The 26,172-nt window shown below is 62.3% G+C and carries 18 protein-coding genes; 6 read left to right on the top strand and 12 right to left on the bottom strand.

All coding sequences use genetic code 11. The features are described from left to right. Positions 1–84: 84 nt before the first annotated feature. Both EV688_RS02040 and EV688_RS02035 read right to left on the bottom strand, forming a co-directional pair. Positions 85–813: a hypothetical protein gene (locus tag EV688_RS02040; protein ID WP_117316835.1), complete on the bottom strand. Its 729-nt coding sequence runs from the start codon at positions 811–813 to the stop codon at positions 85–87. Between the two features lie 22 nt (positions 814–835). Further along, positions 836–1,309 (bottom strand): RNA polymerase sigma factor, encoded by a 474-nt coding sequence (locus EV688_RS02035; protein WP_240624308.1) that lies wholly within the window; start codon positions 1,307–1,309, stop codon positions 836–838. Between the two features lie 178 nt (positions 1,310–1,487). On the opposite strand from EV688_RS02035, the gene EV688_RS02030 reads away from it, so the two are divergent. Next, entirely contained in the window at positions 1,488–3,287 is a 1,800-nt protein-coding gene (locus EV688_RS02030; RefSeq protein ID WP_117316939.1) for a S8 family serine peptidase, read from the top strand. Positions 3,288–3,323: 36 nt separating this feature from the next. Here the strand turns inward: EV688_RS02030 and EV688_RS02025 are convergent, their stop codons facing one another. Continuing rightward, the gene (locus EV688_RS02025; RefSeq protein ID WP_240624307.1) at positions 3,324–4,253 is read right to left on the bottom strand and encodes a surface lipoprotein assembly modifier; all 930 of its coding nucleotides are present in this window, start codon (positions 4,251–4,253) and stop codon (positions 3,324–3,326) included. A gap of 162 nt (positions 4,254–4,415) precedes the next feature. Between EV688_RS02025 and EV688_RS02020 the strand changes: the two genes are divergently transcribed. Beyond that, complete coding sequence (locus EV688_RS02020; RefSeq protein ID WP_240624306.1) at positions 4,416–4,679, top strand: DUF3144 domain-containing protein; 264 nt, start codon at positions 4,416–4,418, stop codon at positions 4,677–4,679. A gap of 17 nt (positions 4,680–4,696) precedes the next feature. On the opposite strand, the gene EV688_RS02015 is transcribed toward EV688_RS02020, so the two are convergent. The 4 genes from EV688_RS02015 to EV688_RS02000 all read right to left on the bottom strand — a co-directional run bounded on the left by EV688_RS02015 (position 4,697) and on the right by EV688_RS02000 (position 11,957). Further along, positions 4,697–7,066, bottom strand: a complete 2,370-nt coding sequence (locus EV688_RS02015) for a putative bifunctional diguanylate cyclase/phosphodiesterase (protein WP_117316831.1) — start codon at positions 7,064–7,066, stop codon at positions 4,697–4,699. 10 nt (positions 7,067–7,076) lie between these two features. Further along, positions 7,077–9,530 (bottom strand): EAL domain-containing protein, encoded by a 2,454-nt coding sequence (locus EV688_RS02010; protein WP_162883867.1) that lies wholly within the window; start codon positions 9,528–9,530, stop codon positions 7,077–7,079. 94 nt (positions 9,531–9,624) lie between these two features. Continuing rightward, entirely contained in the window at positions 9,625–10,929 is a 1,305-nt protein-coding gene (locus EV688_RS02005) for a UDP-glucose dehydrogenase family protein (protein WP_117316827.1), read from the bottom strand. Beyond that, on the bottom strand, positions 10,926–11,957 hold the full coding sequence (locus EV688_RS02000) for an NAD-dependent epimerase (protein WP_117316826.1): 1,032 nt from the start codon (positions 11,955–11,957) through the stop codon (positions 10,926–10,928). Before EV688_RS02000 ends, EV688_RS02005 begins: the two co-directional genes overlap by 4 nt. A gap of 180 nt (positions 11,958–12,137) precedes the next feature. Between EV688_RS02000 and galE the strand changes: the two genes are divergently transcribed. Next, positions 12,138–13,172 carry a UDP-glucose 4-epimerase GalE gene (galE, locus tag EV688_RS01995; RefSeq protein ID WP_117316824.1) on the top strand — a complete coding sequence of 345 codons (1,035 nt, stop codon included), beginning with the start codon at positions 12,138–12,140 and terminating at the stop codon, positions 13,170–13,172. Positions 13,173–13,199: 27 nt separating this feature from the next. Here galE and EV688_RS01990 read toward each other — a convergent pair whose 3' ends face one another. Continuing rightward, on the bottom strand, positions 13,200–17,372 hold the full coding sequence (locus EV688_RS01990; RefSeq protein WP_117316822.1) for a DUF885 family protein: 4,173 nt from the start codon (positions 17,370–17,372) through the stop codon (positions 13,200–13,202). A gap of 146 nt (positions 17,373–17,518) precedes the next feature. On the opposite strand from EV688_RS01990, the gene EV688_RS01985 reads away from it, so the two are divergent. After that, positions 17,519–18,145 (top strand): methyltransferase, encoded by a 627-nt coding sequence (locus EV688_RS01985; protein ID WP_205686580.1) that lies wholly within the window; start codon positions 17,519–17,521, stop codon positions 18,143–18,145. A gap of 38 nt (positions 18,146–18,183) precedes the next feature. On the opposite strand, the gene EV688_RS01980 is transcribed toward EV688_RS01985, so the two are convergent. Beyond that, positions 18,184–19,191 (bottom strand): isocitrate dehydrogenase, encoded by a 1,008-nt coding sequence (locus EV688_RS01980; protein WP_117316819.1) that lies wholly within the window; start codon positions 19,189–19,191, stop codon positions 18,184–18,186. Positions 19,192–19,375: 184 nt separating this feature from the next. Between EV688_RS01980 and EV688_RS01975 the strand changes: the two genes are divergently transcribed. After that, on the top strand, positions 19,376–20,065 hold the full coding sequence (locus EV688_RS01975; protein ID WP_162883866.1) for a TVP38/TMEM64 family protein: 690 nt from the start codon (positions 19,376–19,378) through the stop codon (positions 20,063–20,065). A 136-nt stretch (positions 20,066–20,201) separates the two neighbouring features. Beyond that, entirely contained in the window at positions 20,202–22,163 is a 1,962-nt protein-coding gene (locus EV688_RS01970; protein ID WP_117316815.1) for an acyltransferase family protein, read from the top strand. 31 nt (positions 22,164–22,194) lie between these two features. Here the strand turns inward: EV688_RS01970 and EV688_RS01965 are convergent, their stop codons facing one another. The 3 genes from EV688_RS01965 to EV688_RS01955 form a co-directional block, all read right to left on the bottom strand. Further along, positions 22,195–22,737, bottom strand: a complete 543-nt coding sequence (locus EV688_RS01965; RefSeq protein WP_117316813.1) for a manganese efflux pump MntP — start codon at positions 22,735–22,737, stop codon at positions 22,195–22,197. A gap of 23 nt (positions 22,738–22,760) precedes the next feature. Then, on the bottom strand, positions 22,761–23,852 hold the full coding sequence (locus tag EV688_RS01960; RefSeq protein WP_240624305.1) for a DmpA family aminopeptidase: 1,092 nt from the start codon (positions 23,850–23,852) through the stop codon (positions 22,761–22,763). A 512-nt stretch (positions 23,853–24,364) separates the two neighbouring features. After that, positions 24,365–26,170 (bottom strand): SLC13 family permease, encoded by a 1,806-nt coding sequence (locus EV688_RS01955; protein ID WP_117316809.1) that lies wholly within the window; start codon positions 26,168–26,170, stop codon positions 24,365–24,367. Positions 26,171–26,172 lie beyond the last annotated feature (2 nt).

Here is a 26,172-nt window from a genome sequence, read left to right as displayed (position 1 = left end):
GTCGACCCGCCACACCTTTTTGGAATCCGCATCAGCAAGCTGAACGCCCGGGCCGGGCGATCGTCAAGGGCGCTGCTACTGGAGTCAGCGCCAGCCGCTGTTGATCAACGCGGCTTCCTGAGGGCCGCTGAGAGGAATGTCCGCGGCCTGGTCCCGTATGAAATGGTGCACGGCCTGGCTGTCGCCGGCGCCCGCCGGTCGATACACGTCACTGCTTTCCTGCTCCGGCGCCTGCGCAACGACTTCGGTCTGCCACTGTCCGTCTGTGCGGCACGCAACCCCTCGCTGGGACCCTGTGCGGCTCGTCTGCTTCAGCGCAAATTCACGGCACCAGCCGCCGTTCCGGCTGGCGAACGTCAGCACTGCCTGTATCTGGCCCCCATCCTCGAGGGCTGTCCAGGTGTCGCCGGATGGCAGTGATTCCAGCGCTGCGGCCAGCGTCAGGCCCGGTGTCGACGCGGGCGAGCCGGTGTCGTCCGGGATCAGCGCGATGGCAAGCGCGAGCACGACGGATGCCGCCAGCGCCGTTGGCCACAGAGGCTGGCGCCGGAAAAACGGCACCACGTTGTCCTTCGCGCGGCCCCGGCTCGCTGCGGAATCCAGCATCGCCGTGATTCTCTGCGGGATGCCGGTTGCCGCGCCGGCGTAGGCCTGTCGCAATGTCGCGTTGATTGTCTGCAGCTCCTGCCAGGCACTGGCCAGCTCGGGTTCCAGCGCCATACGCTGCTCCAGTTGCTGTCGTGACGCCGCGTCCAGTTCGCCATCCAGCAGCTGCGACAGCCGCTCAAAATCCGCTTCACTGATTGTCATCATTCTGCCTCGGGGTCTCGCACCATCACTTTTGCTGGAGCAGGACCCTGTCCTCCAGTAAATGCTTTCGAGCCCTCGCAATGCGGCTCATGATTGTTCCCACCGGGACCTGCAGAATGTCTGCTGCCTCGGCATAACTCTTGCCATCCACGGCGACCAGCATCAGCGCCAGTCGCTGCTCCGGTGGCAGGCGCATGAGTGCGTCGTTGACTGCCGCCAGATGCTGTTCACCGCCCGCTTTTGTCTCTGCCGACGGCGATTGTTCAACCTCGTCGTCTGCCTGTACCGCAGTTGCATGACGCTGTCGGACCTGCCTGGCGCGCAGCTCATCAATCCAGATGTTCTTGCACACGCGGTATACCCACTTCGCTGTGTGAGCATCTTCCGGCATTCCCTTTTCCAGCATCCGCTCAACCGTGGATTGCAGCAGGTCGTCTGCATCCGCCGCGGCCCCCGTCAGTGACAGGCAGAACCGACGCAGACCGCCCAGTTCCGACATCAGATCACTGCGTTGCCTTGTGTTGAGCGACGGCATATAGTCCTCGGTAGTTTTGTGACGGTTTGTTGCACGTGTTTATTCCCGGACGGGAATTAAAATGCCGGAAACGCGTCAGTATAAGCAAGGGCGGCTCTTTCATATAGGGGGCGCCCTCCAACTGATCATTACGGTGACCCCCATGCCATCCGCCTCCGCTATTGTCCAACGCTACGCACGCTTTATTGCCTCTCCTTTGCGCAGGGTCCTCGCGTATCTGACCGTCGCGTCAGCGCTGATCGCCGCGCCCGCCCTGGCGCAGCTGCCGGTGGGCGGATATCTCGGCCCGGATCCGGTCGAGGAGGAGGTTGAAGACAGTATCGAGGAGGAAGTCGAGTCGCGGGTAGAGCAGGACGTGGAGCAGATCACCGAGCAGAACATTCAGGAAGAGATCGAGCAGAACATCGAGGAAACCGTCGAGGAAACAATCGACACAAAGGTCGAGGGCTCGGTCGAGGAAATCGTGGCCGAGACCGTGGAGACTCAGGTAGAAGATGATGTCGAGCAGCGGGTTGCCGGCAGCGTTGAGGATGTCGTGGAGTCCAATGTCGAGGAGCAGGTTGCGGAGCGCGTTGAATCCGGCGTCGAGGACAGCGTGGAGGCAGACGTCGAGAGCACCGTTGCTGAGGCGGTTGAAGATAGCGTCGAGGCAGGCGTGGAAGACGCGGTGGCCGAGGCTGTTGAAGACAGCGTTGCCAGCGGTGTCGAGGAGCAGGTTGCCGACAGTGTCGAATCGACGGTCGAGGAGGGGGTTGAGGGTGCAGTCGAGGACGCAGTGGAGGACAGCGTTGAGAGTCGGGTCGCAGCCACTGTTGAAGAGCGCCTCGAGAACCACATAGAAGGCATTGTCGAGGACCTGGAGAGCGATCTGGAAATGGACGAGAGCCGCATCCTTCGCGAGCAGTGGCTGGTCATGGCAGAGCCTTCGGTGTTCGAGGAACTGGGTAAACAGGGATATCTGTTCGATACGGTGACCGAACTTCCAGGTCTGGGCCTGCGTCTGGCGGAAGTGGCCGCACCCTCATCCTTCGACATCACCCAGGTGCGCCGTGGCGTGCTCGATGTGGTCGGCAAGGATCGCGCTGATGTCGACCTGAACCACATCTACACGGCGGGAGCGCCGGTTGCGTCAGAGGGCGAGGGCTTGCCTCCCCGATCCGTGATGGCGGTCCCCGGTGATCTCGATAGCCTGCGCTTCAAGGTGGGCATGATTGACAGTCGCGTCGACACATCGCATCCGGCGCTGTCGAATTCGCGCATACAGGCCCGGTCATTCGCGCGCGACGGTATTGACACGCCGGTATTTCACGGTACGGCGATCGCCTCGATCATCGCGGGCAATGCCGACGATTATCGTGGTCTGGCGCCGAATGCCGAGCTGTTCAGCGCATCGGTTTTCGAGCTGGACGGTGAGCGCGGGGAGATCGCCAGCACCGTGAGCCTGATTCGCGCGCTGGACTGGCTCATGTCGTCCGGGGTCGACGTTGTGAATATCAGTCTGGCGGGCCCCCCCAACCGCCTTCTTGAAACAGCACTGCGGCGCGCAGTGGGTCGGGATGTCATCATCATGGCGGCAGCGGGTAACGGCGGACCGGTGGCCAAGCCCATGTACCCGGCCGCGTACCCGTCGGTTGTGGCCATTACCGCTGTGGATGACCGCAACCAGGTTTTCCGGCTCGCCAACCGCGGGGATTATCTCGCCCTTGCAGCACCGGGGGTTGACCTCAGACACGCGCTGTCGGGGGGAGGTTACGGGGCTTCCTCGGGTACCTCTTTCGCGGTCCCCTTTGCGGTGACGGCCGCCGCAAGGCAGAAGCACCTCAGCCCCGGCGAAGATATCATCACGCGTCTTCTGCGCGATGCCCTCGATCTTGGGCCGCCCGGGCGCGATGATATCTACGGCTACGGTCTGCTGACACTCGGGGCAGACGCCAGCAGCTGACAGCTGCGGCCGGTGTCACGCGACGTTCCCGCGCCCTTACCACTTGAACTCGAGGCGGGTGCCGACAATGGTCTGCGTGAAGTCCGCCCGTGGCAGGTTTGATGCAAAGTCCCCGTAGCTGTAGTACCACTTCAGGGTTGTGCGGTTGCCCAGAGGCACCTCGAGATCCAGCTTGAACCGGCCCCGGTCATCGGAACGCTCTGTGCTGATGACCGGGTCCGGAGACAGGTAGCGCCGCTCTTCATAGCGCCACGACACTTCGCCTTTGGCTTGCGTGCTTCCGATGGCGAAGCGCCGGATATAGCGTATCTTGATACCGTGTGATCGGAAATCCAGCGCGTCCAGGACCGTGTCCTCGTCCCGGTAGCGGTAGCCAATATTGAAGTAGCTGCGCAGTCCCCGGTGGAAGTAATACAGGTCTCCTTCGAGGGAGTGCGTATTCGCGTCGCGATCGCTGCGACCGTCAATGGATCTTTCGGCATAGACGTAAGCGCTGCGGGCAAACCAGCGCTTCGACACGAAACCCGAGAGTGACGGCGACAGCCGCAGGTATTCCAGAAACGGGTCCCCGTCCAGTCGTGAGCTGATGTAGTAGGCGGAAAGGCCGGCCTTGGTGCGCGTCAGGTCCGTGGAGAGGTTTGCGCCGACAATATGCGTTTGCCGGTCGACAATGGAGAACTCGTCGTACAGGCTCTGGCTGAAATCATAATTCAGGGAGAGGTCTGTCTTTTCCCCGAGGCTCTGATTGACCCCAACCCCCAGGTCCATGGTCCAGGCATAATCACTTTCGCCGGAGCTGGAGTCCACTTCGCTGACTGTCACGTTGCTGTCGTATTCGCGGCCGGCGCCGACCTTTGCAGACCAGGTCCTGTTGAAATCCAGCGTCTCTGTGTTGTCGGCCCACGCGGCCCCCGACACCGAAAAGAGTGCCACAGGCATCAGCAGCCAGGGGGTTACGCTGCGCATCAACGATCTCTTTCGGGTTCTGGCAGGGAAGTCGGGCAGACTACCCAAGTGCGCCGGTCTCCTCAAGCAAAACAGGGCGGCGACCCGGCGCGACACGGTCGGGAATCGGCCCACCGGAAATGCTACACTCGTTCCCCTGATCCGGAACAGGAGTATTGTGACATGGCAGAAGACAAGAATGCGCAGCATCAGGCGTGCATGGAGCGGTTTATCGCCCTGGCCAACACCATGAAAGACGAGGGCATTGGCACGGATGTCATTTCCTGGGCGCTTATGACGGCGTCGGGCGTTCACGCGACGTATTCTGTTGCCGGAAACGAGGGCGGCCTGACCGAGTCCGGTGTCGACAAGGTAGCGGATGCCTATCGCAAGAACCTCGCGAACATCCAGGCCCTGAAGAAACAGCAGTCTGCCGATTCCGTGTGACCGTCGGCGGCGCGCGGTCAGGCTTGCTCCATGCCGGCCGCGTCGCCGGAATCCTGTGCCTGGATATCGTCGATCCGGGCAGCGAAATGCCCCGGAGATAGCAGCCCCTGCAACTGCTCCACCGGAACCGCGGCGCTGAACAGATAGCCCTGTATGGCGTGCACGCGTTGCTCGCTGAAAAAGGCCAGCTGCTCGGCTGTCTCTACACCCTCAACCACAAGATTCAGGTGCAGGCTGTTCGCCATGGCAATAATGCCGCGAACCAGTTCACCGCCTTTCGTGCCCTGATCCAGTCCCTGGACAAAGCTGCGGTCAATTTTCAGTTCCGACAGGGGCAGGCGCGTCAAGTAGCTTAACGATGAGTAGCCCGTGCCGAAGTCGTCGATCGACAGCTGCACGCCAAGATCCCTGAGTGCCGTGAAGTTGCGCATTGCGCCATCGTCGTTATCGATCATCACGCCCTCTGTCAGTTCGAGCACGAGTGAGTCCGGCGCCAGCCTGTTTTTTTCCAGTACGTCCGCCACCACGCTGACGAAGTCCCGGGAGAGCTGCAGTGCGGAGACGTTCACCGACACCTGCCGAAGCTCATGACCGCGGCTGCGCAATTCCGTAAGGTCGCGGCAAGCCTGTCGCAGAACCCATTCGCCTATCTCGTCGATAATCCCAAGCTCCTCCGCCAGGGGTATGTAACGGATCGGGGGCACGGTGCCCAATTCGGGGTGCTGCCAGCGGACCAGCGCCTCGGCTCCCGTCACACTGCCGGTTTGCACATCGATCTGTGGCTGATAGTGCAGGCGCAGCTGGCCCCGGCTCACCGCGTTGCGCAGATCTGTCTCGAGCCTGAGTCGCTCAAGATTGGCGCCCTCCATATCATCGCGGAAAATCAGGAAGCGATTGCGGCCCTCTTTTTTTGCGTTAAACATGGCGGCGCCGGCCGCGCGCAACAGTCCCTCGACATCGTGGGCATGCAGCGGAACGGCGGCAATGCCGATACTGCAGGTGATGACGACTTCCTGACCGTCCAGGGTATAGGGCTGCGACAGCTTACGGGCAAGCCGGCTTGCGACCAGCTCTGCTCCCGCCAGGTCCTCCAGCTGATTGAGCACAACCGTGAATTCATCGCCACCCATTCTGGCCAGATCAATCTGGGACGGCTCGTTTCCGGCGTTTCTATGCAGGACATCGGATTCCCGGATGCTGCTCGCGAGTCGCGCGCTGACTTCGCGCAGCAGCATGTCGCCAACCCGATGCCCGAGAGAGTCGTTGACGCGCTTGAAGTTGTCGAGGTCCAGCAGGAGCAGCGCAACCATCTGCTCGCTGCGAGCCGCGAGGCGCAGCAGAAGCGTCAGCTGTTCGGTAAAGAGACGCCGGTTGGGCAGGGAGGTCAGCGAGTCGAAGTACGCGAGATGGCGAAGGCGATCCTGCGTCTCGCTGACCTGCTGCACCGCGAGCGTCAGCTCCTGCTCCCGCTCACTCAGCTGGGCGGTGCGCTCGTTGACTTTCAGGCTCATCAGACGGTTGTCGGTATGCATGCGGGTCTTTTCGCGGTGCATGCCCGAAATCATGCTGTTCAGCACCGCGGCGATGTCGCGGACCTCCCCCGAACCGCGGATTTTCAGCAGTTCCGTCTGCTTGCCGGTGGCGATGTCGTCCGCAACGCGAGCGAGTTCTCCCAGGGGGGCGGTGATGCGACGGGTCGTGATCCGCGCAACAATCAGGCAGAACGCGACCAGCGCAAGTCCGATCGCGGCAGAGCTGGCGAGTGCCGGCAGTGTCTGCGCCCGGAGTGCCAGCCCCGCGATGCCAACCTCCAGATAGCCCGTGACAAAGAGGCTGCGCGCCTCACCGGGGTCTGTCAGCGCGGCGCCGAAGTCTCGTCGGGTGAGGTCTCGCACGGTGGGGTTGATCGCCGACAGAATCGGCACGGCAAGGCTGGTCATCGATTCGCCGCCAGTCACGCGGGCCAGGCTGGCGTATGCCGGATCAACGCTGCGACTGCGCCAGTGACTGAAAGAGTTGTCGGTGGCGGACACATCCCGCCGCGCCTCGCTGAAGCGTGGCAGGTTGTTGATGTCGACCCAGGATCTGGCCCTGGAGGCAATGATCTCTCCCACGCTGTTGCGCAGCACGGCGTACTTTACGGCGGGGGAGATGCCCATGAATTGCTGCAGGGAGGCGTCCGTCTGTTCTTCGTCGTTGAAATAGAGAATTGCCTGCAGCTGTGGTCTGCCGGCGACGGCGGCGGATACCTGCAGCACGAGCTCGTCGCGCTGGTAGTCATACTCACGCTGGGCCGTGAATAGCACGACCAGCAGTCCGGCGAGCACAGCCAGGACCGTGATGAGGGTGTTGATCTTTCCGGCAATCGTGAGGCGCTTCAAGGGCATGCGTCGGTACTCACGCTATCGGGTGCGGCAGCACGGCGCCGGACCGCTGTTCAACAAAACGCTGGAAACCGGCAGCGTCCAGAGATCGGCTGTAGAGGTAGCCCTGGGCCAGGAAGCAGCCATGCCGTATCAGGATGGCTGACTGTTCCCCGGTCTCGACACCCTCGGCGATGACGTCGAGGTCCAGACTTCTGCCGAGCGCAATGACGGCGCTCGCGATGGCTTGATCGTTGCTGTCGTGCTGGATATCACGGACAAATGAGGCATCGATTTTCAGTTTGCTGATCGGGTACTGCTTGAGATAGGCGAGAGACGAGTAGCCGGTACCGAAATCGTCCACGGCGACCTGTATGCCCATGTCCCGGAAAGTCTGCAGGGTCCGCCGCGCGTTCTCCGGGTGCTGGATAAGCAGGCCTTCGGTAATTTCCAGCTCGACCTCGTGTGGGTTGCATCCGGCGGACACCACTTTTTCTCTCACCGTGTCGGCAAAGCGCGGATCCAGCATCTGACGCGCGGAAATATTCACCGCCATGGTCAGTTGCATGATGCCGGCGCGTTTCCAGGCCTCTCTCTGGCGGCAGGCCTGCTCGAGGACCCAGGCGCCAATATCAATAATCAGGCCGGTGTCTTCCGCGACGTCGATAAACTGGTCCGGTCCTATCAGTCCATGCATCGGGTGATTCCAGCGCAGCAATGCCTCGGCGCCGACCACGCTGCCGCTGCGCATGTCCACCTGCGGCTGGTATCGCACGGTGAATTCTTCGTTTCTGATCGCCTCGTGGAGCTGCGATTCCAGCGCGAGGCGCGCCATGGCCTGTTCAGTCATGTCCGCCGCATACAATCGGGCTGCGTTGCGACCATCGCGCTTGGATCGGTACATGGCGGCGTCGGCATTACGCAACAGGGTTTCCGTATCGTCTCCGTCCCTCGGGTACAGGCTGATGCCGACGCTGCCGGTGATCTTGAGCGTGTGCGAGTCGATACTGACCGCTTCCCGGAAAGCATCGAGAATCTTTTCACCGACCTCAATGGCTCCCTGTTCGTCTTTCAGGTCCCGGATGAGTACGGTGAACTCATCGCCGCCGAGACGGGCAACCATGTCGGCGGCACGCACGGATTTCTTCAGGCGCTGGGATATGGCGACAAGCAGCTGGTCGCCAATGGTGTGTCCGAGGCTGTCGTTGATGTCCTTGAAGTGATCGAGATCCACGAACAGCACGGCGAGCTGTGTGCCGTGATCAATGGCTTCGCCGATGGCCTTGCCCACGGTTTCTATGAGCTTGAGTCGATTCGGCAGGCCGGTAAGCTGGTCATGGTGGGCGAGATGCTGCAGTGCCTGCTGCTGCCGCCTGAGCGTCTGTTCGGATTTTTTCTGTTCCGTAATGTCACGCGCAATGGCCAGCACACCGACGATTTCATTCGCGTCATCGCGGAAGGGGGTTCTCAAAGTGCTGAGCAGCACTTTATGACCATCGGGATAGGTCACCCAGGCTTCCTGGGTGCCGTGTCCGTTGGCCATTGTCTCGCGGTCATCCAGTCGGCGCAGACCGCCGGTAACCTGGCCAAACAGGGCAATGTCGTTTTTGCCGGTAATCTGCTCGATATCCCTGCCGAGAAAGTCGGCGAATGCCTGGTTGCAGCCCAGGTATAGGCCATCCTCGTTCCTGTAATCCTTGTAATAGATGAGATCGGTTGTCGAATTAAGCACCGAGCGCAGAAGGGTGTACTGAACCTGTACGGCTTTTTCCGCAGCTTCCCTGTGCTGAATCTGTCGTTCGAGCTGCAGGTTGCTGTCGCGCAGCGCCTGCGTGCGTTGCTGGATGATCGCCTCGCGCTGCTCGACCTCCTCTCCGAGTTCATGCACCAGACCGGCATTGTCCGCCGACAGCGCCAGCTGCCTGCGATTGCGCTGCCCCATCTGACGCGCGTAAAGAGTGATGAGCAGTGCATAGATCAACACGGTGAACATGAGGAACGACAGGTTGATCTGAGTCTGCGCGAGAATCATCGCTATCAGCGTTGCTATCTGCGGGTAGCTGTAGAGCATGAACGCGGGCATGTAGGACGACAGAGCGATCGCTGCCGTGCCTGCGATACCGAAAAACAGCATGAGGACGGGAGCCACTACCGACAGATCCTGAAAATCCAGCAAGGAAAAATAGAGGAGGCTCCAGGCGACGCCAATACCGCCCGTGGCGATGGTGTAGCGCCAACGCCAGCTTTCGGCCGCCCGTGTTTCAGGCTGTTTCTGGTAGGAGTGCCAGATCAGAATGCGCGAGGCACAGGCGACAAACATGATCAGGCCAGAGAGAATAAGCGGTATCGCGGCCATATTGTCCCTGAGGCCAATATAAAAGATGAGCCATACCGCCAGCGTTGCCGCGTTCGTCGCAGGTGCCTGGCCAATGAAATCCTCAAGCTGCCTGGCCTGTATATATGCCTGCCTGCGGGACTGCTCTCCCATGTCGTGTTTCCGTCCTGGCGCAAATGCCTGCCGGTGCAGTGTAAAGAATGACGGGAGCCGCGTCAGCCGCAACAGGAAGGCGCCGTGTGACCCACTAGCGACCGACCGCGGAATACACGAATCCCGCGTCTTCCATTGTCCGGCGTTCGTAGACGTTGCGCAGGTCCACAAACACATTGCCACGCATCAGCGAGCGCAGTTCGCGCAGGTCCAGACCGCGATACTGATTCCACTCCGTCATGAGAACCACGGCATCGGCGTCGCGGAGCGCATCCTCGATGGTGTCGACGTAATCGATGCCGGACGGCATCAGTGTCCGGGCCTCGGCAGTGCCCTCCGGATCGTGTGCCCGTATGATGGCGCCGCGGTCGGCCAGCGCCGGCAGAATTGCGAGTGCGGGTGCATCGCGCATGTCGTCCGTCTGCGGCTTGAAGGTCAGCCCCAGTACGGCGATGGTCTTGTCGGCCTCGCTGCCGCCCAGCGCCTGGCGGATCTTGGCGACCATGCGTGCTTTCTGCGAGGCGTTCACCTCGACCACCGACTCGACGATGCGGCTGGAGGCGCCGTGCTCCTGTGCGATACGAATCAGCGCCAGCGTATCCTTGGGAAAGCAGGACCCGCCATAGCCCGGTCCGGCGTGGAGAAACTTGTTGCCGATGCGCTTGTCCATGCCCATGCCCTTGGCGACGGCGTTGACGTCCGCGCCGGTGGCCTCGCACAGCTGACTCATCTCGTTGATAAAGCTGATCTTGGTGGCCAGGAAGGCATTCGATGCATACTTGATCAGCTCGGCGCTTTCGAGGTCTGTCACCAGTATCGGCGCTTCGATCAGGTTCAGTGGCCGGTAGAGCTCCCGCAGACGCTTCTCGGCCCGCTCGGACTGCACGCCGAGAACCACGCGGTCGGGCCGCATGAAGTCGCCGATGGCCGATCCCTCGCGCAGAAATTCGGGGTTGGATGCCACATCGAAATCCGCGTCGGGGTTGGCCTTGCGGATGACGCGCTGGACTTCGCGCGCGGTACCGACCGGCACGGTGGACTTGTCGACAATCACGGTATAGCCGGTCAGGTAGGTGGCGATTTCAGAGGCCGCGGCGTAGACGTACTGAAGATCCGCATGGCCGTCGCCGCGCCGGGTCGGTGTGCCCACTGCAATAAACACGAGGTCCGCCGCGGCAACGCTGTCGCCAAGCTCAGTCGTGAAGCGCAGTCTGCCGCCGCGAACATTGCGCGCTACCAGGTCTTCAAGGCCAGGCTCGTAGATCGGTATGCGTCCTGCGTTCAGTGCGTCGATGCGTTCCGGCAGCTTGTCGACGCAGGTGACCTGAGCGCCGAACTCGGCGAAGCAGGCGCCGGAGACCAGTCCGACGTAGCCCGCACCAATCATGACAACATTCATGCAGAGGGTTCCTTACTGTCCTTTGAGTATTCCCGGTACCACGCAATAAAGCGGTTTATGCCTTCCTGCAGCGGCGTGACCGGCGTGTAACCTGTCCAGGCCTTGAGTGCATCGATATCGGCGTAGGTGGCGGGCACATCACCGGGCTGCATGGGGTGGTATTCCTTGACAGCCTCGCGCCCCAGCGCGGTTTCGATGGCGTGGATGAAGTCCATGAGTGGCACTGGCCGGTTATTGCCGATGTTGAATACGCGATAGGGGGCACTGCTGCTGCCGGCATCCGGATTCCCGGCAGCGCCTAGCTCGCCTGCCTCCGGGGGTCTGTCGAGGGAACCCAGTACGCCGTGAACGATATCGTCGATGTAGGTGAAATCACGCTGCATGCGACCTTCATTGAATACCCTGATGGGCTCTCCCCTGACAATGGCTTCAGTGAACAGAAAGCAGGCCATGTCGGGGCGGCCCCAGGGTCCGTAGACCGTGAAAAACCGCAGCCCGGTGGTCGGTATACCGTAAAGATGAGAATACGTATGGGCCATGAGTTCATTGGCTTTCTTGGTCGCCGCGTACAGCGAGACAGGGTGATCCACGTTATCCGTCACCGCGAAGGGCATCTTGCGGTTAGCGCCGTAGACGGAGCTGCTGGAGGCATACACGAGATGCTTCACCGGGTGGTGCCGGCAGCACTCGAGTATCGTCATGAAGCCGTTGATGTTGCTGTCGATGTAGGCCTGCGGGTTGTCGATGGAGTAGCGTACACCGGCCTGTGCCGCGAGGTTGATCACCGCGTCGAACTGCTGCTCCTTGAACAGCGCCTGCATTGCCGGCGCGTCGGTAATATCGTATTCCAGAAACAGGAAGTCCGACGCCTGCCGAGGCTGGACCGCGGCTACGCGGGCGCGCTTGAGCGCCACATCGTAGTAGTCATTCAGGTTGTCGACGCCGACCACGCTGTCGCCGCGCGCCAGCAGCGCGCACGTTACATGATAGCCGATAAAGCCGGCGGCACCGGTCACTAGCACTTTCATGGCTTTCGCTGAATCCCGCGTTGTTGTCAGCCTCTTATTGCGCTGGGATGGTAACAGCAGGGGACATGTCGGGCACGGCAAAAATACAGAAGTGTGATCGCCGTATCGGGGTGGCGCTTCCGGCGTGCAGAGCCTGCACGTACACTGTCCGGCCGGTGCACAGCGAACAGCGAGGAAACCATGACGGGGAAACCGACGATCCTCCTCACGGGGGGAGCGGGCTATATCGGCTCCCATACCTGCGTGGAGCTTGCCGCGCGAGACGTTGACGTTGTCGTGCTGGACAATATGAGTAACAGCTCGCCCGCCGTGTTCTCGCGTCTCGAGCGAATCATCGGCCGGCCGGTGCGGTTCCATCACTGTGATATTCGTGATGCCGCCGGCCTGGAGACCATTCTGCGCAAGGAGCGTCCGCATGCCGTGGTTCACTTCGCGGGGCTGAAGGCGGTCGGAGAATCTGTTGCGCAGCCGCTTCGCTACTACGACAACAATGTTACCGGGACGCTGTGCCTGCTGCGGGCAATGCAGGCGACCGGGGTGTCGCGGCTGGTGTTCAGTTCATCGGCGACGGTGTACGGGGATCCCGCCACGGTGCCGATTCAGGAAGACTTTCCATTGTCTGCCACCAATCCCTATGGTCGCAGCAAGCTGATGATCGAGGAGATACTCGCTGATCTTTGCGTCGCAGAGCCGCACTGGCAGATTGCCCTGCTGCGCTACTTCAATCCGGTGGGAGCCCATGTCAGCGGCCTGATCGGCGAGGACCCCAAGGGCATTCCCAACAATCTCATGCCCTATATTGCCCAGGTGGCCGTGGGGAAGCTGCCCCGACTGTCGATCTTCGGTGGCGACTATCCCACGGTCGATGGAACCGGCGTGCGTGATTACATCCACGTGACCGACCTGGCCCGCGGCCACGTCGCGGCGCTCGCGGCTCTGGAGCAGCGAACCGAGCCGGGGCCGCTGGTGGCCAATCTCGGGACCGGGCAGGGCTACTCGGTTCTGCAGGCTGTGCAGGCCTTCGAGGCCGCCTCGGGCCGTCCTATCCCCTATGCCATCGTGGATCGGCGGCCCGGGGACGTGGCGTCCTGCTATGCGGATCCGGCCTACGCAGCGGACATCCTCGACTGGCGCGCTGCACTGGGCCTGCAGCGCATGTGCGAGGACGCCTGGCGCTGGCAGCAGGGCAACCCCGACGGCTATCCCGTTGCTTAGCGCGCTCCGCAGTCATTCCGGTTACTCTCAGCGCGCTTCTTCGAGAATGCGGCGCGACCGGGTGTCACGGGCAATGGCCTCCGGTGTAAATAGCGCTTCCCGCCACTCGCGCTGGCGGAACAGCGTCGTCTGGCTGTCGAAATAGTCAGATCCCGGGTCGCTCGACTGGCCATAGGTCAGGATCACCCGGGCGCGGGGTCCCTGGTCATCGAAGGCCAGGCCGAGAATGAAGCTGCTGCCGTGGACAACCGTATAGCCGTCCGCTGTCAGCAGTTTGCTGCCCGCTATCCTGTCCCGCGTCTCAGGCGCCAGCGGGTGCTCCGGCTGCCCGGAAATAATGAGATTCGTGGTGCCCTCATGGCGGTTGCCGCCGTGTACCGGGGTGTCGCGGCCGGAAAATCGCGCCCGCTGCGTGCTGCCAAGTGTGCTGTCCAGGGGCAGGCCTGCGGTGTCGAGGATTGTCACGGCTGCGCCGAGCGCGTCCAGCGCGGCGTCGGCGCTGGCGAGGGTATGCGGTGAGGACAGCGGCTGGCTTGCGTCAAAGGGCTCGGCGAATATCGCGCCGGCGCGCCGCGTCTCGCGATAATCGAACTGCGCGAGCCACTCCCGGAACAGCACGGCGCCGGGACTATCCTCATTCATGTGGCCATCGAACGCGTCCAGTACACGGCACGCGTCGCCGAGGTCCCCGCGCTCATTGCCGCTCGCCGCGTCGTTCTCACTGCGTTCGCCGCAGGCGCCCTGCAGGCCTTCAAGCAGCAGGTCGGCGCTGAAACTCCGGTTGGCCAGAATGGCAGTCTGTGCCTCCTCGAGATTGAAGCGGCCGTCCTCACCCGCGTAGTCATAGGGTGATTTTGGGGTCAGGATGGATCCGTTCATGCGGGTCCGCACGCTGCGGGCCGTTTCCGTGGGTCCATACAGGGGGGAATACCCGGTCAGCGGGTGTTCGACATTGCTCAGCCAGTAGCTGTCGTTGCTGTTGAACACGTAGTCGGGGCGCTCCAGTGCTGGTCTCTCGTCAAAGGGCGTGGTCCCGGGCAGGCGCGCTCCGGCGTCGTCCTGCCACGCGTTGCGGCTGTCGCTGCCGTCGAGCAGCACAATGCCGCGGCTATCGTAGAGCTGTCCCGTCAGCGGATCGCTCTCGCGCTGTCGCTCCCAGCCGGCCATGGCAGCGTCGCTGAGATGACCGACGGTGGAGTTGTCCAGATACACGGCGCGGCCATCCTGACTTGCGGCAATCGTGTTCACCCAGGGCAGTGCGTTCCAGGTTCTGTGGGCGTCGATGAAATCATCCATGCTCTTTGCGCTGTTCATGGCTTTCCACTGCGGCAGCAGGTAGTGATTGCCGAGATTGGCATCCCGTGCCGTGAATGCCTGCGTCTCCGTCCACGGCATGCCCGGCATTGTCAGGACCGGACCGTAGTGAGAGAAGTACAGCGTGTGCGACCGGCTGCTGAGGCTGCCGTCCTCCTGCAGCACGGGCACCTCCACGGTTCGGCGCTGCATCTCCCGGGGTTCGCCGTCAACCAGGTAGCGGGTCGGATCACCCGGCACCAGCTCGAGTCGGTAGAACACCAGTCGCTGGCTGTCGGAGACGGTGTGGCTCCAGCCGACCGATTCGGTAAAGCCAATGGCCACGCCGGGCGCGCCGAGGAGATGGGCGCCGTAGACGTTAAGGCGGCCGGGAATTGTCAGGTGCTTTTCCCAGAAGCGACTGGCGCCATACCAGGGGTAGTGAGGGTTGCCGATGAGCATGCCGCGGCCGTTTTCCGTGCGCTCGCTGCCGAACGCCCAGGCGTTTGACCCCATGCTGCTGAGCGTTACGGCGTCCCAGGCCGCCGCTACCTGGCTATTCTTCACCGCAAGGCCGGCACTGTTGGCGTCACTCTGCTGTGGCGGCGCCGCGGCGGCGATCGCGCCCGCCATGCGCGGCAGTGTCTGTGCCACTACCACCATGCGCGCCATCAGATCGCCGGCGCTGATGGCTTGAACCCAGGGTGCGCCGGCACACCAGGCGGTGGCGCTGACGCCATCGTTCTCGCGCAGGTAGCGGTTGAAACCCGCTGCATAGCCCTGCAGCCAGTCGAGGTCCTCTGCTGTCTGTGCCGCCAGCGCAGTGCGCGCCTGGCTGTCGATGTCCATGGCCTTGAGAACGGCATCCTGTATCAGGTTCGCGTTGTCGGGGCCGGGCCCCAGGTACCTGGCCAGCTCGCCGCGCGCCTGCAGCAGGCTGTGTGCGATTTCACAGGCATTGTCCTCGGCGGCGGCAAAGCCCTCGCCGTAGCCGAGACCACCGAAGTCATCCGCCGTGACGTGTGCCACGCCGTGGCTTGTGCGGACAAGGTCTGCGCGGTAAGGGGCCGGGCCCTCGCTCGTTACCCATTGCTGCACGCGCTGCTCCAGCAGGTGGAGGGGCAGGGCACCGCCGCCAAGAATGGCATCGTGGAAACCGCGGATGTCGAAGCGGTTCCCAAGGGCGGCCTGCGCTTCCTGGCGCAGTTCCAGAATCTTCAGCATGCCCACCTTGTAGGACGTGGCCTGCCCGGGCAGCACGAGGTAGCGGCGTATCTCCGACCGCACCTTGCCCTCGGGCAGCGCCGAGTTGTCGAGCATGTACTGCACGGCTTCCTCTTCGCTCCAGCCCAGGTGGTGCAGTCCCGTATCCACGACCAGTCGGATGGCGCGGAAGATCTCTGCCGTCAGCCGCCCGAAATCATTGTAGGGGTCTGTGAAGAGGCCCATCTCGGCGGCCACCTGCTCCGTGTAGAGTGCCCAGCCCTCGCCATAGGCGGAGTACCAGGTATTGCGACGGAACTGCGGCAGCTGCTGACTTTCCTGGGCAATGGACACCTGCATGTGGTGACCCGGATTGCCCTCGTGGTAGGCGGTAGTCTGCAGGTCAGTGAGATTGTTGGAGCCCATGTCGGACAGGTGCAGGTAGTACACACCGGGGCGGTCGCCATCCGGCGTACCGTTGGTGTAATGCGCGGCGCCGCCATCGACCTCGCGGAATGACTCGACCCGCCGCACGACCAGGTCCGCGCGCGGCAGGATCCCAAAGACATCGGACAGTTTATCCTCGATCTGCTCGAGGAAGGCTTCGGTGTCGGCGATATACTGACGCCGGCCTTCCGGAGTATCCGGCTGGTAGAACTGCGGATCGTCGCGCACGTAGGTGAAAAAGGCCTGCAGGGAGCCGTCGAAACCGACTTTTGCCAGAATATCGTGCATCGCGGTTTTCAGTCGGGCGACTTCAGTCCTGCCGATGGCGTGAATCTCCTCGGCGCTCAGTTCGGTCGTCGTGTTGTATCCCAGGCGCTCTGCGTAGAATGCCTCGCCGCGCGGCAGGGAATGCACCCCCGCGGCCTGTTCTGACGTTTCCGCACGGTCCTCCCGCAGCCAGTCGATGACCTCGCGATAGCCGGCCTGGAGGGGGCCCAGCAGGGCGGCCTTCGCTTCAGCCTCGTATTCAGCCGCTGCCTGGGCGGTGATGACCGAGGTCTGCAGCAAAGCATCGATCTTCTGCAATACGTCATTCCACAGTGCGGAATTGTCCGCACTGTCCTCGAACGGCGCGCCGGTGAGGACCCGGCTGGCCTGATCGATGACCATGTCATAGGCAAAGCGCGGTGCACGGATGCCACGGTCAGCCGCCGTTCTCGCCCGCTCGAGATTCTGCCGCATGGCCACGCCAATCGCGTTCAGGCGGCGAATATAGGCCTGGAGGTCGGCCTCTGTGTCGACGCGATGATCATTGATCAGCAGCTTCGGTAGCTGGGCGTGGGGTGCATTCATCTGGGAAAACACATAGCGGTGGTCTGCGAACTCGAGTCTGTCCTCGGCGCGCTGCAGTCGATAGGCCCAGAAGTCATAGGAGAGTCGCCCCTCATCGTCGAGGGACTTGCGATCAAAGCGGCTGCGCATGCTCGCGACGCTCTGGCGCAGCCACTGCAATCGGCGCTGCTCGCCGGCAACGCTGTAGTCGTCGAGTCTGTCGTAGAGCAGTTTGCTGCCCAGGCTGGTCAGCTTCTCGGGGGTGAAGCGAAGTTCTTCCGCGTACTGCTCATCGAGCCATGTGTGCAGGCGTTCCGTGGCCTCAACCGGCGATTCTGCCAGCGCGCCGGGCATGACCAGGACAGTTGCAAGCAGCAAACGGCGAAGGATCTGCGGGAACACGTTTCTCAATCGTGGCGGGAACATGGCGGAATTCCTCCTGTGGGACGGCAACAGTTTGCCAAGTCACAACGCGGGATGCACCCCCGTGGAAGTTGCTGGCGAGTTTTCGGCGCTTCCTCTACCCTATGCCCTTTTTGCACGGAGGACCTGACAATCTGATGCGCGATTGCATGACGCAGATGACCAGTCTGCACGAAGTGCGACTGCAGCGGGCGGTCGCCGTGCTGCGCGACACCGGGGCGAAGCGTATTCTGGATCTGGGCTGCGGCTCCGGGATGCTGCTTTATCGTCTGCTGGCAGAGGCGCAGTTTACGGAAGTGCTCGGCCTTGAGCAGTCAGGTATCTCGCTGGCGCAGGCACGTCGAATGCTGGATGGCTATCTCAACGTCGCCAGTCCGCGGCTTTCCCTGCTGCAGGGCTCCTACGCCGTGCGCAATCCGCGCCTCGCCGGTTTTGATGCGGCCGCAATGATCGAGACGATCGAGCATATGCCGCCGGGTGAGCTGTCAACGGTGGAGCTGGCAGTTTTCGCGAACTATCGGCCGGGCCATGTCTACATGACGACGCCGAACAGCGAATACAACCCCCTGCTGGGTCTTCAGGATGGGGAGTTCCGCGAGGACGACCACAAGTTTGAGTGGTGTCGCGCGAGATTCCGGCGCTGGGCAAGCGGCGTCGCCCAGCGCAATGGTTATCGGGTGGTTTTTTCCGGCATTGGCGATGCGCACCCCGCGCTTGGCTACCCCACCCAGACCGCGCTTTTCAGCAGGTTTGACACCGACATTGTTGCCGCATAAGCGTCCGGTACCCTGTATCCGTATCAGGCTGTGGGTAGCTAGAGTGCCTCGATGAGCGCCTGGGTGAACTCGGTGGTACTGGCCGTGCCGCCGAGGTCTCCGGTGGTTTTTTCGCCCTTCGCAATCACGCTGCGCAGCGCCCCACGGATCTTGCCGGCCCTGTCTCCCATGTCGAGGTAATCGAGCATCTGGCAGGCGGCGAGTATCACCGACGTCGGATTGGCGATGTTCTTGCCCGCGATGTCGGGAGCACTACCGTGAACCGCCTCAAAGATGGCGCAGTCCGCGCCAATATTGGCGCCGGGCGCCATGCCCAGTCCGCCCACCAGCCCGGCACAGAGATCCGAGAGAATGTCGCCGAACAGATTGGTCGTGACAATGACATCGAACTGCTCCGGATTCATGACCAGCTGCATGCAGGCGTTGTCGACGATCATTTCGACGGTTTCGATGTGCGGATAGTTGGCCGCAATTTCCCGGGCGACGCGCAGGAACAGGCCGGATGTCGATTTCAGGATATTCGCCTTGTGCACCACGGTGACCTTGCGGCGGCCCTCGCGCTGGGCCAGATCGAAGGCGAAACGCAGAATACGCTCGGCGCCGCCGCGGCTGATCACGCTCAGGGCCTCCGCCACCGTGTCGTCGTCCGAGACGGTCTGGCCGCGACCCGAATACATGCCTTCGGTATTCTCGCGGACCGTAATGATGTCGATGTTCTCGTAGCGGGCCTTTGTTCCGGCGAAGGAGATCACGGGGCGGACATTCGCATAGAGCTGGAACTGCTGTCTCAGGCTGACATTTATCGAGGAGAATCCCTTGCCGATCGGGGTGGTCAAAGGACCCTTCAGCGCGACCTTGTTCCGCTCTATGGCATCCAGCGTCTCCTGCGGCAGCAGCTCGCCGGTGTTCTCCAGCGCCGTCAGTCCGCCCTCGACATAGTCGTAGGCAAAGCCACAGCCGGCATGATCGAGCACAGCGACTGCGGCATCGACAATGCTGGGGCCGATGCCGTCGCCGCGAATGACCGTGATACGCCTCTGTTCCATGTGACCGCTCCGTCCTGTCTTTGAAAGGCCCGCATATTATCTGATTCAGGGCCATCCGGCACCCGCTATGGTCTCGTCTGTTGGTCTTGTCAAAGTCCTGAAACCCCTTAGAGTGGGAAGGCCACCGGACAGCATGATCGCATGCACGTATTATTTTTCGCCGGCAGTGTGCGAGTATCAGGAAATGTTCAGAAAAAATGTCGCGCCGGGGCTCCTCATTCTGGCGTTCATAGCCTTGCTGGCGTTATGGCAGTGGCTCTCACAGCAGGGCGAGCTGGACGCTGCGGCGCTGGTGAGTGACATCAGGAGCTACACCCGGTCGATGACGCCGCTGGCTATTGCGGCCTGTCTTGTTCCTGTTTACCTGCTGCTTCTCCACCTGATGTTTCCCCTGACTGTGCTGGTTGCCGTGACCGGATTGCTGTTCGGCCCCTGGGTGGGTTTTCTCTACGCGGGGCTTGGCACCCTGCTGTTTTCCGCCACATCATTCTGGCTCGGTGACGTGATCGGGCGCGACGCCCTGTTTCGACTGGGCGGCCAGCGCCTGCACACTGTGTCGCGGTATCTTTCAGCGCGCGGCGTTCGCGTCATTTTCCTCATCAGTCTGCTGCCGATTGCCCCCTTCGCCTTCACCAATATGCTGGCCGGTGCCTCTCATATCCGCTTTCGCGACTACATGCTGGGATCAGCCGCCGGTCTGCTGCCCGGTGTGGCGGTGGTGACCCTACTCGGCGGTGAGCTCGGCGCTGTGCTGGAGCACGGTGGCACGCTTGATTGGATACTTTTTGCGCTTGCCGCCGCGGGGATCCTCGCGCTGTTCTTCGCGTTTCGCCGCTGGATACGTCTGCGCTCTGGTGTTGATGGTTCGCCGTAGCTCGCCTCGTGGCTGTTCGAACAGTATCCTTGCAGACGTTCTGAGATGTCTGCAGGGTCGGTAGCGGTAGCTGTGCCTCTTCTGACGGTACGCCCCCGGGAAATCCCAACAAAAACCACGCAAAGGTAAAACTCGAATGATCGCCTACCGACCGGAGATTGATGGCCTGCGAGCGGTCGCGGTGATCCCGATCGTGCTTTTCCACGCGGGCGTCGAGTGGCTGTCCGGTGGCTATATCGGCGTCGACATCTTCTTCGTGATTTCCGGTTATCTCATCGGTTCGATCATTCTCGGCGATCTGGAGGGTGGCCGGTTCAGCTTCCGCCAGTTCTACCTTCGGCGGATGCGCCGCATTCTTCCAGCGCTCTTGTTTACGGTGACTGTCACGCTGGCAGCTGGCCATTTCCTGCTGCTCCCGGACGAGTGGATGGATCTCGCCCAGTCCGCGGCCGCGGCGCTGTTTTTCGTTCCGAATATTCACTACTGGGCGGCGTCGAGCACCTATTTCGGGCTGGACGTCGCGACCCAGCCGCTGCTGCACACCTGGTCTCTCGGTGTCGAGGAGCAGTTCTATCTTCTGGCGCCGGCCTTGCTGGTTTTCTGCTACCGGCGTTACCGGGAAATCGCCCTGCCGCTGATGCTGCTCACGCTGTGTCTGCTGTCCTTCTGGGTAAACCTGCACTGGATGGCACTCGACAGCAAGTTCGCGTTTTACATGCTGCCGGCGCGCGCCTGGGAACTCCTTGCTGGCGTGCTACTGGCCTGGTGCCTGCCGCGTTATCTGCCGCAGCCGCGAACTGGCGCATGGCTCTCGGCAGTGGGTCTTGCGCTGTGTATCGTGCCGGTCTTCCTGCTCGATGAGCACTCGCCGTTTCCCGACGTCAATGCCCTGTACCCGACATTGGGTTCGGCGTTGATCATAATGGGCACCGCAGCCTCGCCCGCTTGTCGCGTGGCGCGACTGCTGGCGACACGGCCTGTCGTTGCCGTGGGTCGCATTTCTTACTCATTGTATCTCGTGCACTGGCCTGCCGTGGTGTATCTGGGCCTGCTGCGTCCGGACGAATCCCGTCCCGTGCTGGTGCTAGTGATTTCCCTCCTGCTCGCCACGGCATCCTACCGCTTTGTGGAGGAGCGCTACCGTCGTCCACCGCCAGCAGGGCATGCCACACCGGGGCGTCGCAAGCGTGAGCTGCAGGGGCTGTTGGCCGCCTGCCTGGTGGGCTGCGTGCTTATCGTGGTTGCCGAGGGATTCCCCCGGCGCGTGCCGGCATCCGCCTGGAGTGTGGCGGGATCCACGGCTGCCGGGGAGGACTACGGCCACTGTGATGTGCTGGAGGATGATCCTTATCTTGAGGCCGTCCGCTGTCGCCTAGGGTCTGCAGAGGCGCCTGTGACGGTAGCGCTGTGGGGAGATTCCCATGCCAACGCGCTGGCCCCGGCAATGGATACTGCGCTGCGCCGACTGGGAAAGGCAGGCTATCTCTATTTCGGGTCTGGCTGTCGTCCGCTGCTGGGTGTCGCCAGGCCCGGTCGCGACCGGTGTCCGCGATTCAACGACGCTGTCGTGGATGCGATTGGCGCTGATGACGATCTGGAAACGGTCTACCTGGCCGGCTACTGGCGCCTGCCACTGATGGGCCAGTCCTACGACAAGGGCAGCTTCCTGGTTCAGGACGACCTCTCCACTGAGCGATCACCGGTAGAAAATCGGGCGGTTTTTCGCCGCGGCCTGGCGCGAACGCTGGCGGCGCTGCCGGGGCGGCGAGTGGTGCTGGTGGAGGACATCCCGGAAGTCGGAAGCCAGTTCGGGAAATCGCTGGGAAACCACTTTGTTCGCGAGCGCTGGCTGGGCATTGCGCGGCAGGGTGATTACAGCTTTACGCGGCGGGATGATGACGCGTACCCACAGGTGTTCGAGTCGCTCCTGCGCTCCGCGTTTCCCGATCTTGCGATTCTGCCGCTCCAGGACGCGTTGTGCGCCGGCGCTCAGTGTCCGCTGATGCGGGAAGGTGAATTGCTGTACTACGACGGTGACCATCTTTCCGAGAAGGGGTCGCTGCAGTTATCAGTGGTTTTCCGCCGCGATCTCGAGTGAGGCGCTGGGGCTGCCAGCTGTCGACGTCGACTCAACCCACCAGCGCAAAGCGCCCCGCCATGATCAGCAGCACAATGCCGCCCAGGGTCTCGGCACGACTGCCGAGCAACGCAGAAGTCCGCTGCCCCAGAAGCACGCCGGCCCCGCTCATCAACGCGGCGACAACGCCGAAAACAACGCAGGCGACAACGAAAGGCACCGGCAGCAGATTTAACACAAAGCCGGCGGCGAGGGCATCGATGCTGGTGGCGACGGCCAGCGTCAGGAGTGCGCGCTGGGTGGTGGCACGGATATCGGCTTCCAGAGTGCCGAACAGGGCCTCATAGAGCATTTTGCTTCCCACGGCCGCCAGCAGGGCGCAGGCGATCCAGGGTGCCGAATTGGCGAGCCAGCCCAGGGCACTCTGGCCGGCAAGAAAACCGACCAGAGGCATTACACCCTGAAAGAAGCCAAAATAAACGGCACACAGCAGCGAGAGCCGCCTGGGGTGAGGTTGCTGCCGGGCACCGAGTCCCAGCGACACGGCAAAGGCGTCCATGCCCAGTGCCACGGCCAGAATGATTACCTCAAGCATGCGACCGGTGCGCGGGTTTCGGACTACGGCTGAGCCAGCGTCCGAAGCCGATCCAGTGGCAGCGCCTCAAGCGTGCGGCCATCAACACCGGTCATCGTTTCGGCCGCGACCAGCGCGTTGTGGATCGCTTCCTCTACGGCCTCGACCACGGCGAGAAAGAGCGCGCTGGTTTCGCGGTTGGCAAGCCTGGCCTGCTCCCGCACCGCTTCCGGATCCGCATGCTTCCGTCGCTCGGCTACCGAGAACGCGATGACAAAATCACCGGAGCCGTTGCTCATGTAGCCGCCGGTGCGGGCAATGCCGAGTGGCGCACGCCGTGCCATGCGCTCGAGGTTTCGCGATCCGACGGGGGCATCGGTGGCTATGACGACCATGATGGAACCTTCCTCGGGGTCGGCCTGCGTGTGGTTTTCTCCCTGCATCAGTTCGTCGCGAAAATCGTATTGCCCGAGCGCCTCACCGACCTTCAGTCCATCAATGGTCAGCACGCCGCCGAAATTGGCCTGCACCAGGGTGCCTACGGTCCACCCGCCGAGCGCGGCGGGCAGTACCCGCGAGGCGCTGCCGATACCGCCCTTGAAACCAAAGGCCCGTGTGCCCGTGCCGGCCCCGACGTTGCCTTCCATCACCGGGCCGCCGCGTGCGTCTTCAATGGCTCTGAACACGTCTTCTTCGGAAACATGCTGGCCACGGATGTCGTTGAGGTACGCGTCATTGGTTTCGCCTACGACAACGTTGACCGAACGGAGGTCTTCGTTACCCGCCTGCCCAAGCAGCCACTTGACGCCCCCCGCAAGCGCTGTGCCGACATTCAGCGTGTTGGTCAGCAGTATTGGCGACTCGAGTTCGCCCAGTTCGCGCACCTGCTCAAAGCCCGCGGCCTTCCCGAATCCATTGCCTGTGTAGACCGCAGCAGGCACTTTGTCGGTAAACAGGTTGCCGCCATGTGGCAGAATCGCGGTGACCCCGGTGCGGATCGATTCACCGCTGACCAGCGTGCGGTGACCCACTCTCACGCCGGCGACATCGGTGATGGCGTTGAGCGTTCCCGGCGTCATGACCCCGGGTGCGATGCCGAGGTCCCGGATACGCAGTTCACTCGCCTCAGTCGGCATGGCAGTACCCGGACAGACGAGGACAAGCATCATCAGAAGGCAAATCGATCCTCTCGAAATCTGTCGCGTCAACGACAACAATACGAGGTGTGGTGTCATCTGTCTCGCACTCTCTGAGAGAGATCGAAGCGTAAAACAGTTTTCCCCTGTTGCAAACTAGTGCAGCGTCGGCACCGCTATCGGGCCACACGATAACTTCGGTAATGGTTCGACGTTCTGCCTCACTCGTCATGACCGTACCCCTGCCGAGCCCAGACCGTCCCGTGGCCTTCGCCACGCCAACCCAGCGCCTCCACACCACACCAGTGAAAATAAGGATTGTTTTGCTAACTGAACAGTAGTAATGAGTTATCGTGAATCATCGCTTGCAATGACCTCGTTTCCCGAACCACTCTCGTCGAGAAGCACAATCGAGACGTCCAAGCGAGCTACCTGCTTCGCGTGCCTGAGAACCTGCTTCAGACCTCTTGTTCGTGCGACAGTGACATGGTCGTGTGTCGCTTCGCTCATGCTCACAACCAGACCACGCCGATGCAGAGAACGGTGCAGACTCCGACAAACAGATTCATGGGCAACCCCACGCGTATAAAGTCGACAAAACGGTAGCCCCCCGGCCCCATCACCATCAGGTTAGTCTGGTACCCCAGCGGTGTCGCAAAGCTTGCAGACGCCCCCATCATGACAGTAGCAATGAAAGGCTCGACGGGCAGCTGCGCCGTTGTGCTGAGGGACAGCACGATCGGCAGCATGAGCAGGGCGGCCGCGTTATTGGTGATGAGTTCCGTGAGCAGGGAAACCGCCGCGTAAGCCACGGCGAGAAGAATCCAGGGGTCCTCACCACCGGTGGCGACAATGACCTGTGCCACCAGCGTGGCCAGTCCCGTCTCCTCCAATGCGGCGCCCAGGGCAAAGGCGCAGGCGATGGTGACGAGAACCTCGAGGTCCAGGGATTTTTCGGCCTGTTCCAGTGAACAGCAACCGGTCACGACCATCATGAGGGCCGCCGACAGGGCGGCGGCAAGCATGGGGACGATACCGACCAGGGCTGCTGCCACCATCGCCGCCAGTATGGTCATCGCGACCCAGGCCCTGTCGTGATTGGGGCTCAGGGTCTCCAGGTCATTGATCAGCAGGAAATCCCTGCCGAAGCGCTGGCGTGTGACGAATGCGGGGCGCGCCTCGAGCAACAGGCAATCACCTGCCTGCAGACGAATCCCGCCCAGGTTCCCCGCTACCCGCGCGCCGTGACGGGCCACCGCCAGAACGACCGCGCCGTAGCGGTCCCGAAAACGGAAGTCGCGAATCGTGGCACCGATTGCAGCGCAGGCAGGCGACACGACGGCTTCGACCAGGCGACGCTCCCCGCGTCGACCAAGCATGCGACCGGCGGCGTCGCCCCCTTCGGTAGGCTGCAGACCCTCTGTCCGCAGCAGATCAGCGAGGGCGTGGGTGTCTCCAGCGAAGACCAGAATGTCTCCTGAGTGCAGCGTCTCTTCACTGGGCACCGCCGAAATGATCGCGCCATCGCGTTCGATTTCGGCGAGATACACCCGACCAAGGTTGCGCAGGCCGGCGGCCGCGATGCTTTTTCCGACCAGCGGTCCTGTCGGTGCCACCCTCACTTCCATGGTGAATTCGCGCATGTCGCCGAACGCCTGCGTGCTGCCACGCTCCGGCAGCCAGCGCGGAAACAGCCATATCATCACGGCGAGGCCAAGAATGGCAACCGGCAGAGACACTGGCAGCAGAAAAAGCAGTGGCAGTTGGTCGGCACCGGTGAGACTGACGTACTGCCCACTGACCACGAGGTTGGTACTGGTACCCAGCAGCGTCAGCGTGCCTCCGAGGATGGACGCATAGCTCAGGGGGATCATGAGCTTGGACGGCGCAACCTGCAGCCGGCGTGCCCAGGCAGCAATGCCGGGCACCATGGTGGCGACTATGGGCGTGTTGTTCATGAACGCACTGCACAGGGATACAGGTACGCACATTCTGACCAGTGCGCGGCGTAATGTAGCCGGCCTTCCCAGCAGGCGATGGATGAGAAGGTCAATGGCCCCCGTGTCGCGCATGCCCGCCGCGACGATAAACAGTGCCGCGACAGTGATGAGCCCGCTGTTGGAAAAGCCCGCCAGCGCCATATCGGTCGGCAGCACGCCAGTCACCACCAGCAGCGTCAGCGCAAAAAACATGACGCTGTGTGGTGGCAGGCGCGTCAGCGCCAGTATGAGCAGACTGCCGATACTCAGGGTAGCGGTAAGCCACCCCTCCCAGCCTGCACCCGTTGCCAGCGTTATCAGACTACCCGTTATCTCCATGA

This window comes from Chromatocurvus halotolerans (genome assembly GCF_004340525.1).
GTDB classification, from domain to species: domain Bacteria; phylum Pseudomonadota; class Gammaproteobacteria; order Pseudomonadales; family Halieaceae; genus Chromatocurvus; species Chromatocurvus halotolerans.
This window is presented reverse-complemented; position numbering and strand designations above follow the sequence as displayed.

Coding starts and splice junctions, on each gene's coding strand:
- EV688_RS01975 (WP_162883866.1), top strand. CDS start 19,376: ATGTTCAGAAAAAATGTCGCGCCGGGGCTCCTCATTCTGGCGTTCATA.
- EV688_RS02035 (WP_240624308.1), bottom strand. CDS start 1,309: ATGTCGGAACTGGGCGGTCTGCGTCGGTTCTGCCTGTCACTGACGGGG.
- galE (WP_117316824.1), top strand. CDS start 12,138: ATGACGGGGAAACCGACGATCCTCCTCACGGGGGGAGCGGGCTATATC.
- EV688_RS01970 (WP_117316815.1), top strand. CDS start 20,202: ATGATCGCCTACCGACCGGAGATTGATGGCCTGCGAGCGGTCGCGGTG.
- EV688_RS02030 (WP_117316939.1), top strand. CDS start 1,488: ATGCCATCCGCCTCCGCTATTGTCCAACGCTACGCACGCTTTATTGCC.
- EV688_RS02000 (WP_117316826.1), bottom strand. CDS start 11,957: ATGAAAGTGCTAGTGACCGGTGCCGCCGGCTTTATCGGCTATCATGTA.
- EV688_RS02010 (WP_162883867.1), bottom strand. CDS start 9,530: ATGGGAGAGCAGTCCCGCAGGCAGGCATATATACAGGCCAGGCAGCTT.
- EV688_RS02005 (WP_117316827.1), bottom strand. CDS start 10,929: ATGAATGTTGTCATGATTGGTGCGGGCTACGTCGGACTGGTCTCCGGC.
- EV688_RS02020 (WP_240624306.1), top strand. CDS start 4,416: ATGGCAGAAGACAAGAATGCGCAGCATCAGGCGTGCATGGAGCGGTTT.
- EV688_RS01990 (WP_117316822.1), bottom strand. CDS start 17,372: ATGTTCCCGCCACGATTGAGAAACGTGTTCCCGCAGATCCTTCGCCGT.
- EV688_RS02025 (WP_240624307.1), bottom strand. CDS start 4,253: ATGCGCAGCGTAACCCCCTGGCTGCTGATGCCTGTGGCACTCTTTTCG.
- EV688_RS01980 (WP_117316819.1), bottom strand. CDS start 19,191: ATGGAACAGAGGCGTATCACGGTCATTCGCGGCGACGGCATCGGCCCC.
- EV688_RS01955 (WP_117316809.1), bottom strand. CDS start 26,170: ATGGAGATAACGGGTAGTCTGATAACGCTGGCAACGGGTGCAGGCTGG.
- EV688_RS01965 (WP_117316813.1), bottom strand. CDS start 22,737: ATGCTTGAGGTAATCATTCTGGCCGTGGCACTGGGCATGGACGCCTTT.
- EV688_RS02040 (WP_117316835.1), bottom strand. CDS start 813: ATGATGACAATCAGTGAAGCGGATTTTGAGCGGCTGTCGCAGCTGCTG.
- EV688_RS01960 (WP_240624305.1), bottom strand. CDS start 23,852: ATGCCGACTGAGGCGAGTGAACTGCGTATCCGGGACCTCGGCATCGCA.
- EV688_RS01985 (WP_205686580.1), top strand. CDS start 17,519: ATGACGCAGATGACCAGTCTGCACGAAGTGCGACTGCAGCGGGCGGTC.
- EV688_RS02015 (WP_117316831.1), bottom strand. CDS start 7,066: ATGCCCTTGAAGCGCCTCACGATTGCCGGAAAGATCAACACCCTCATC.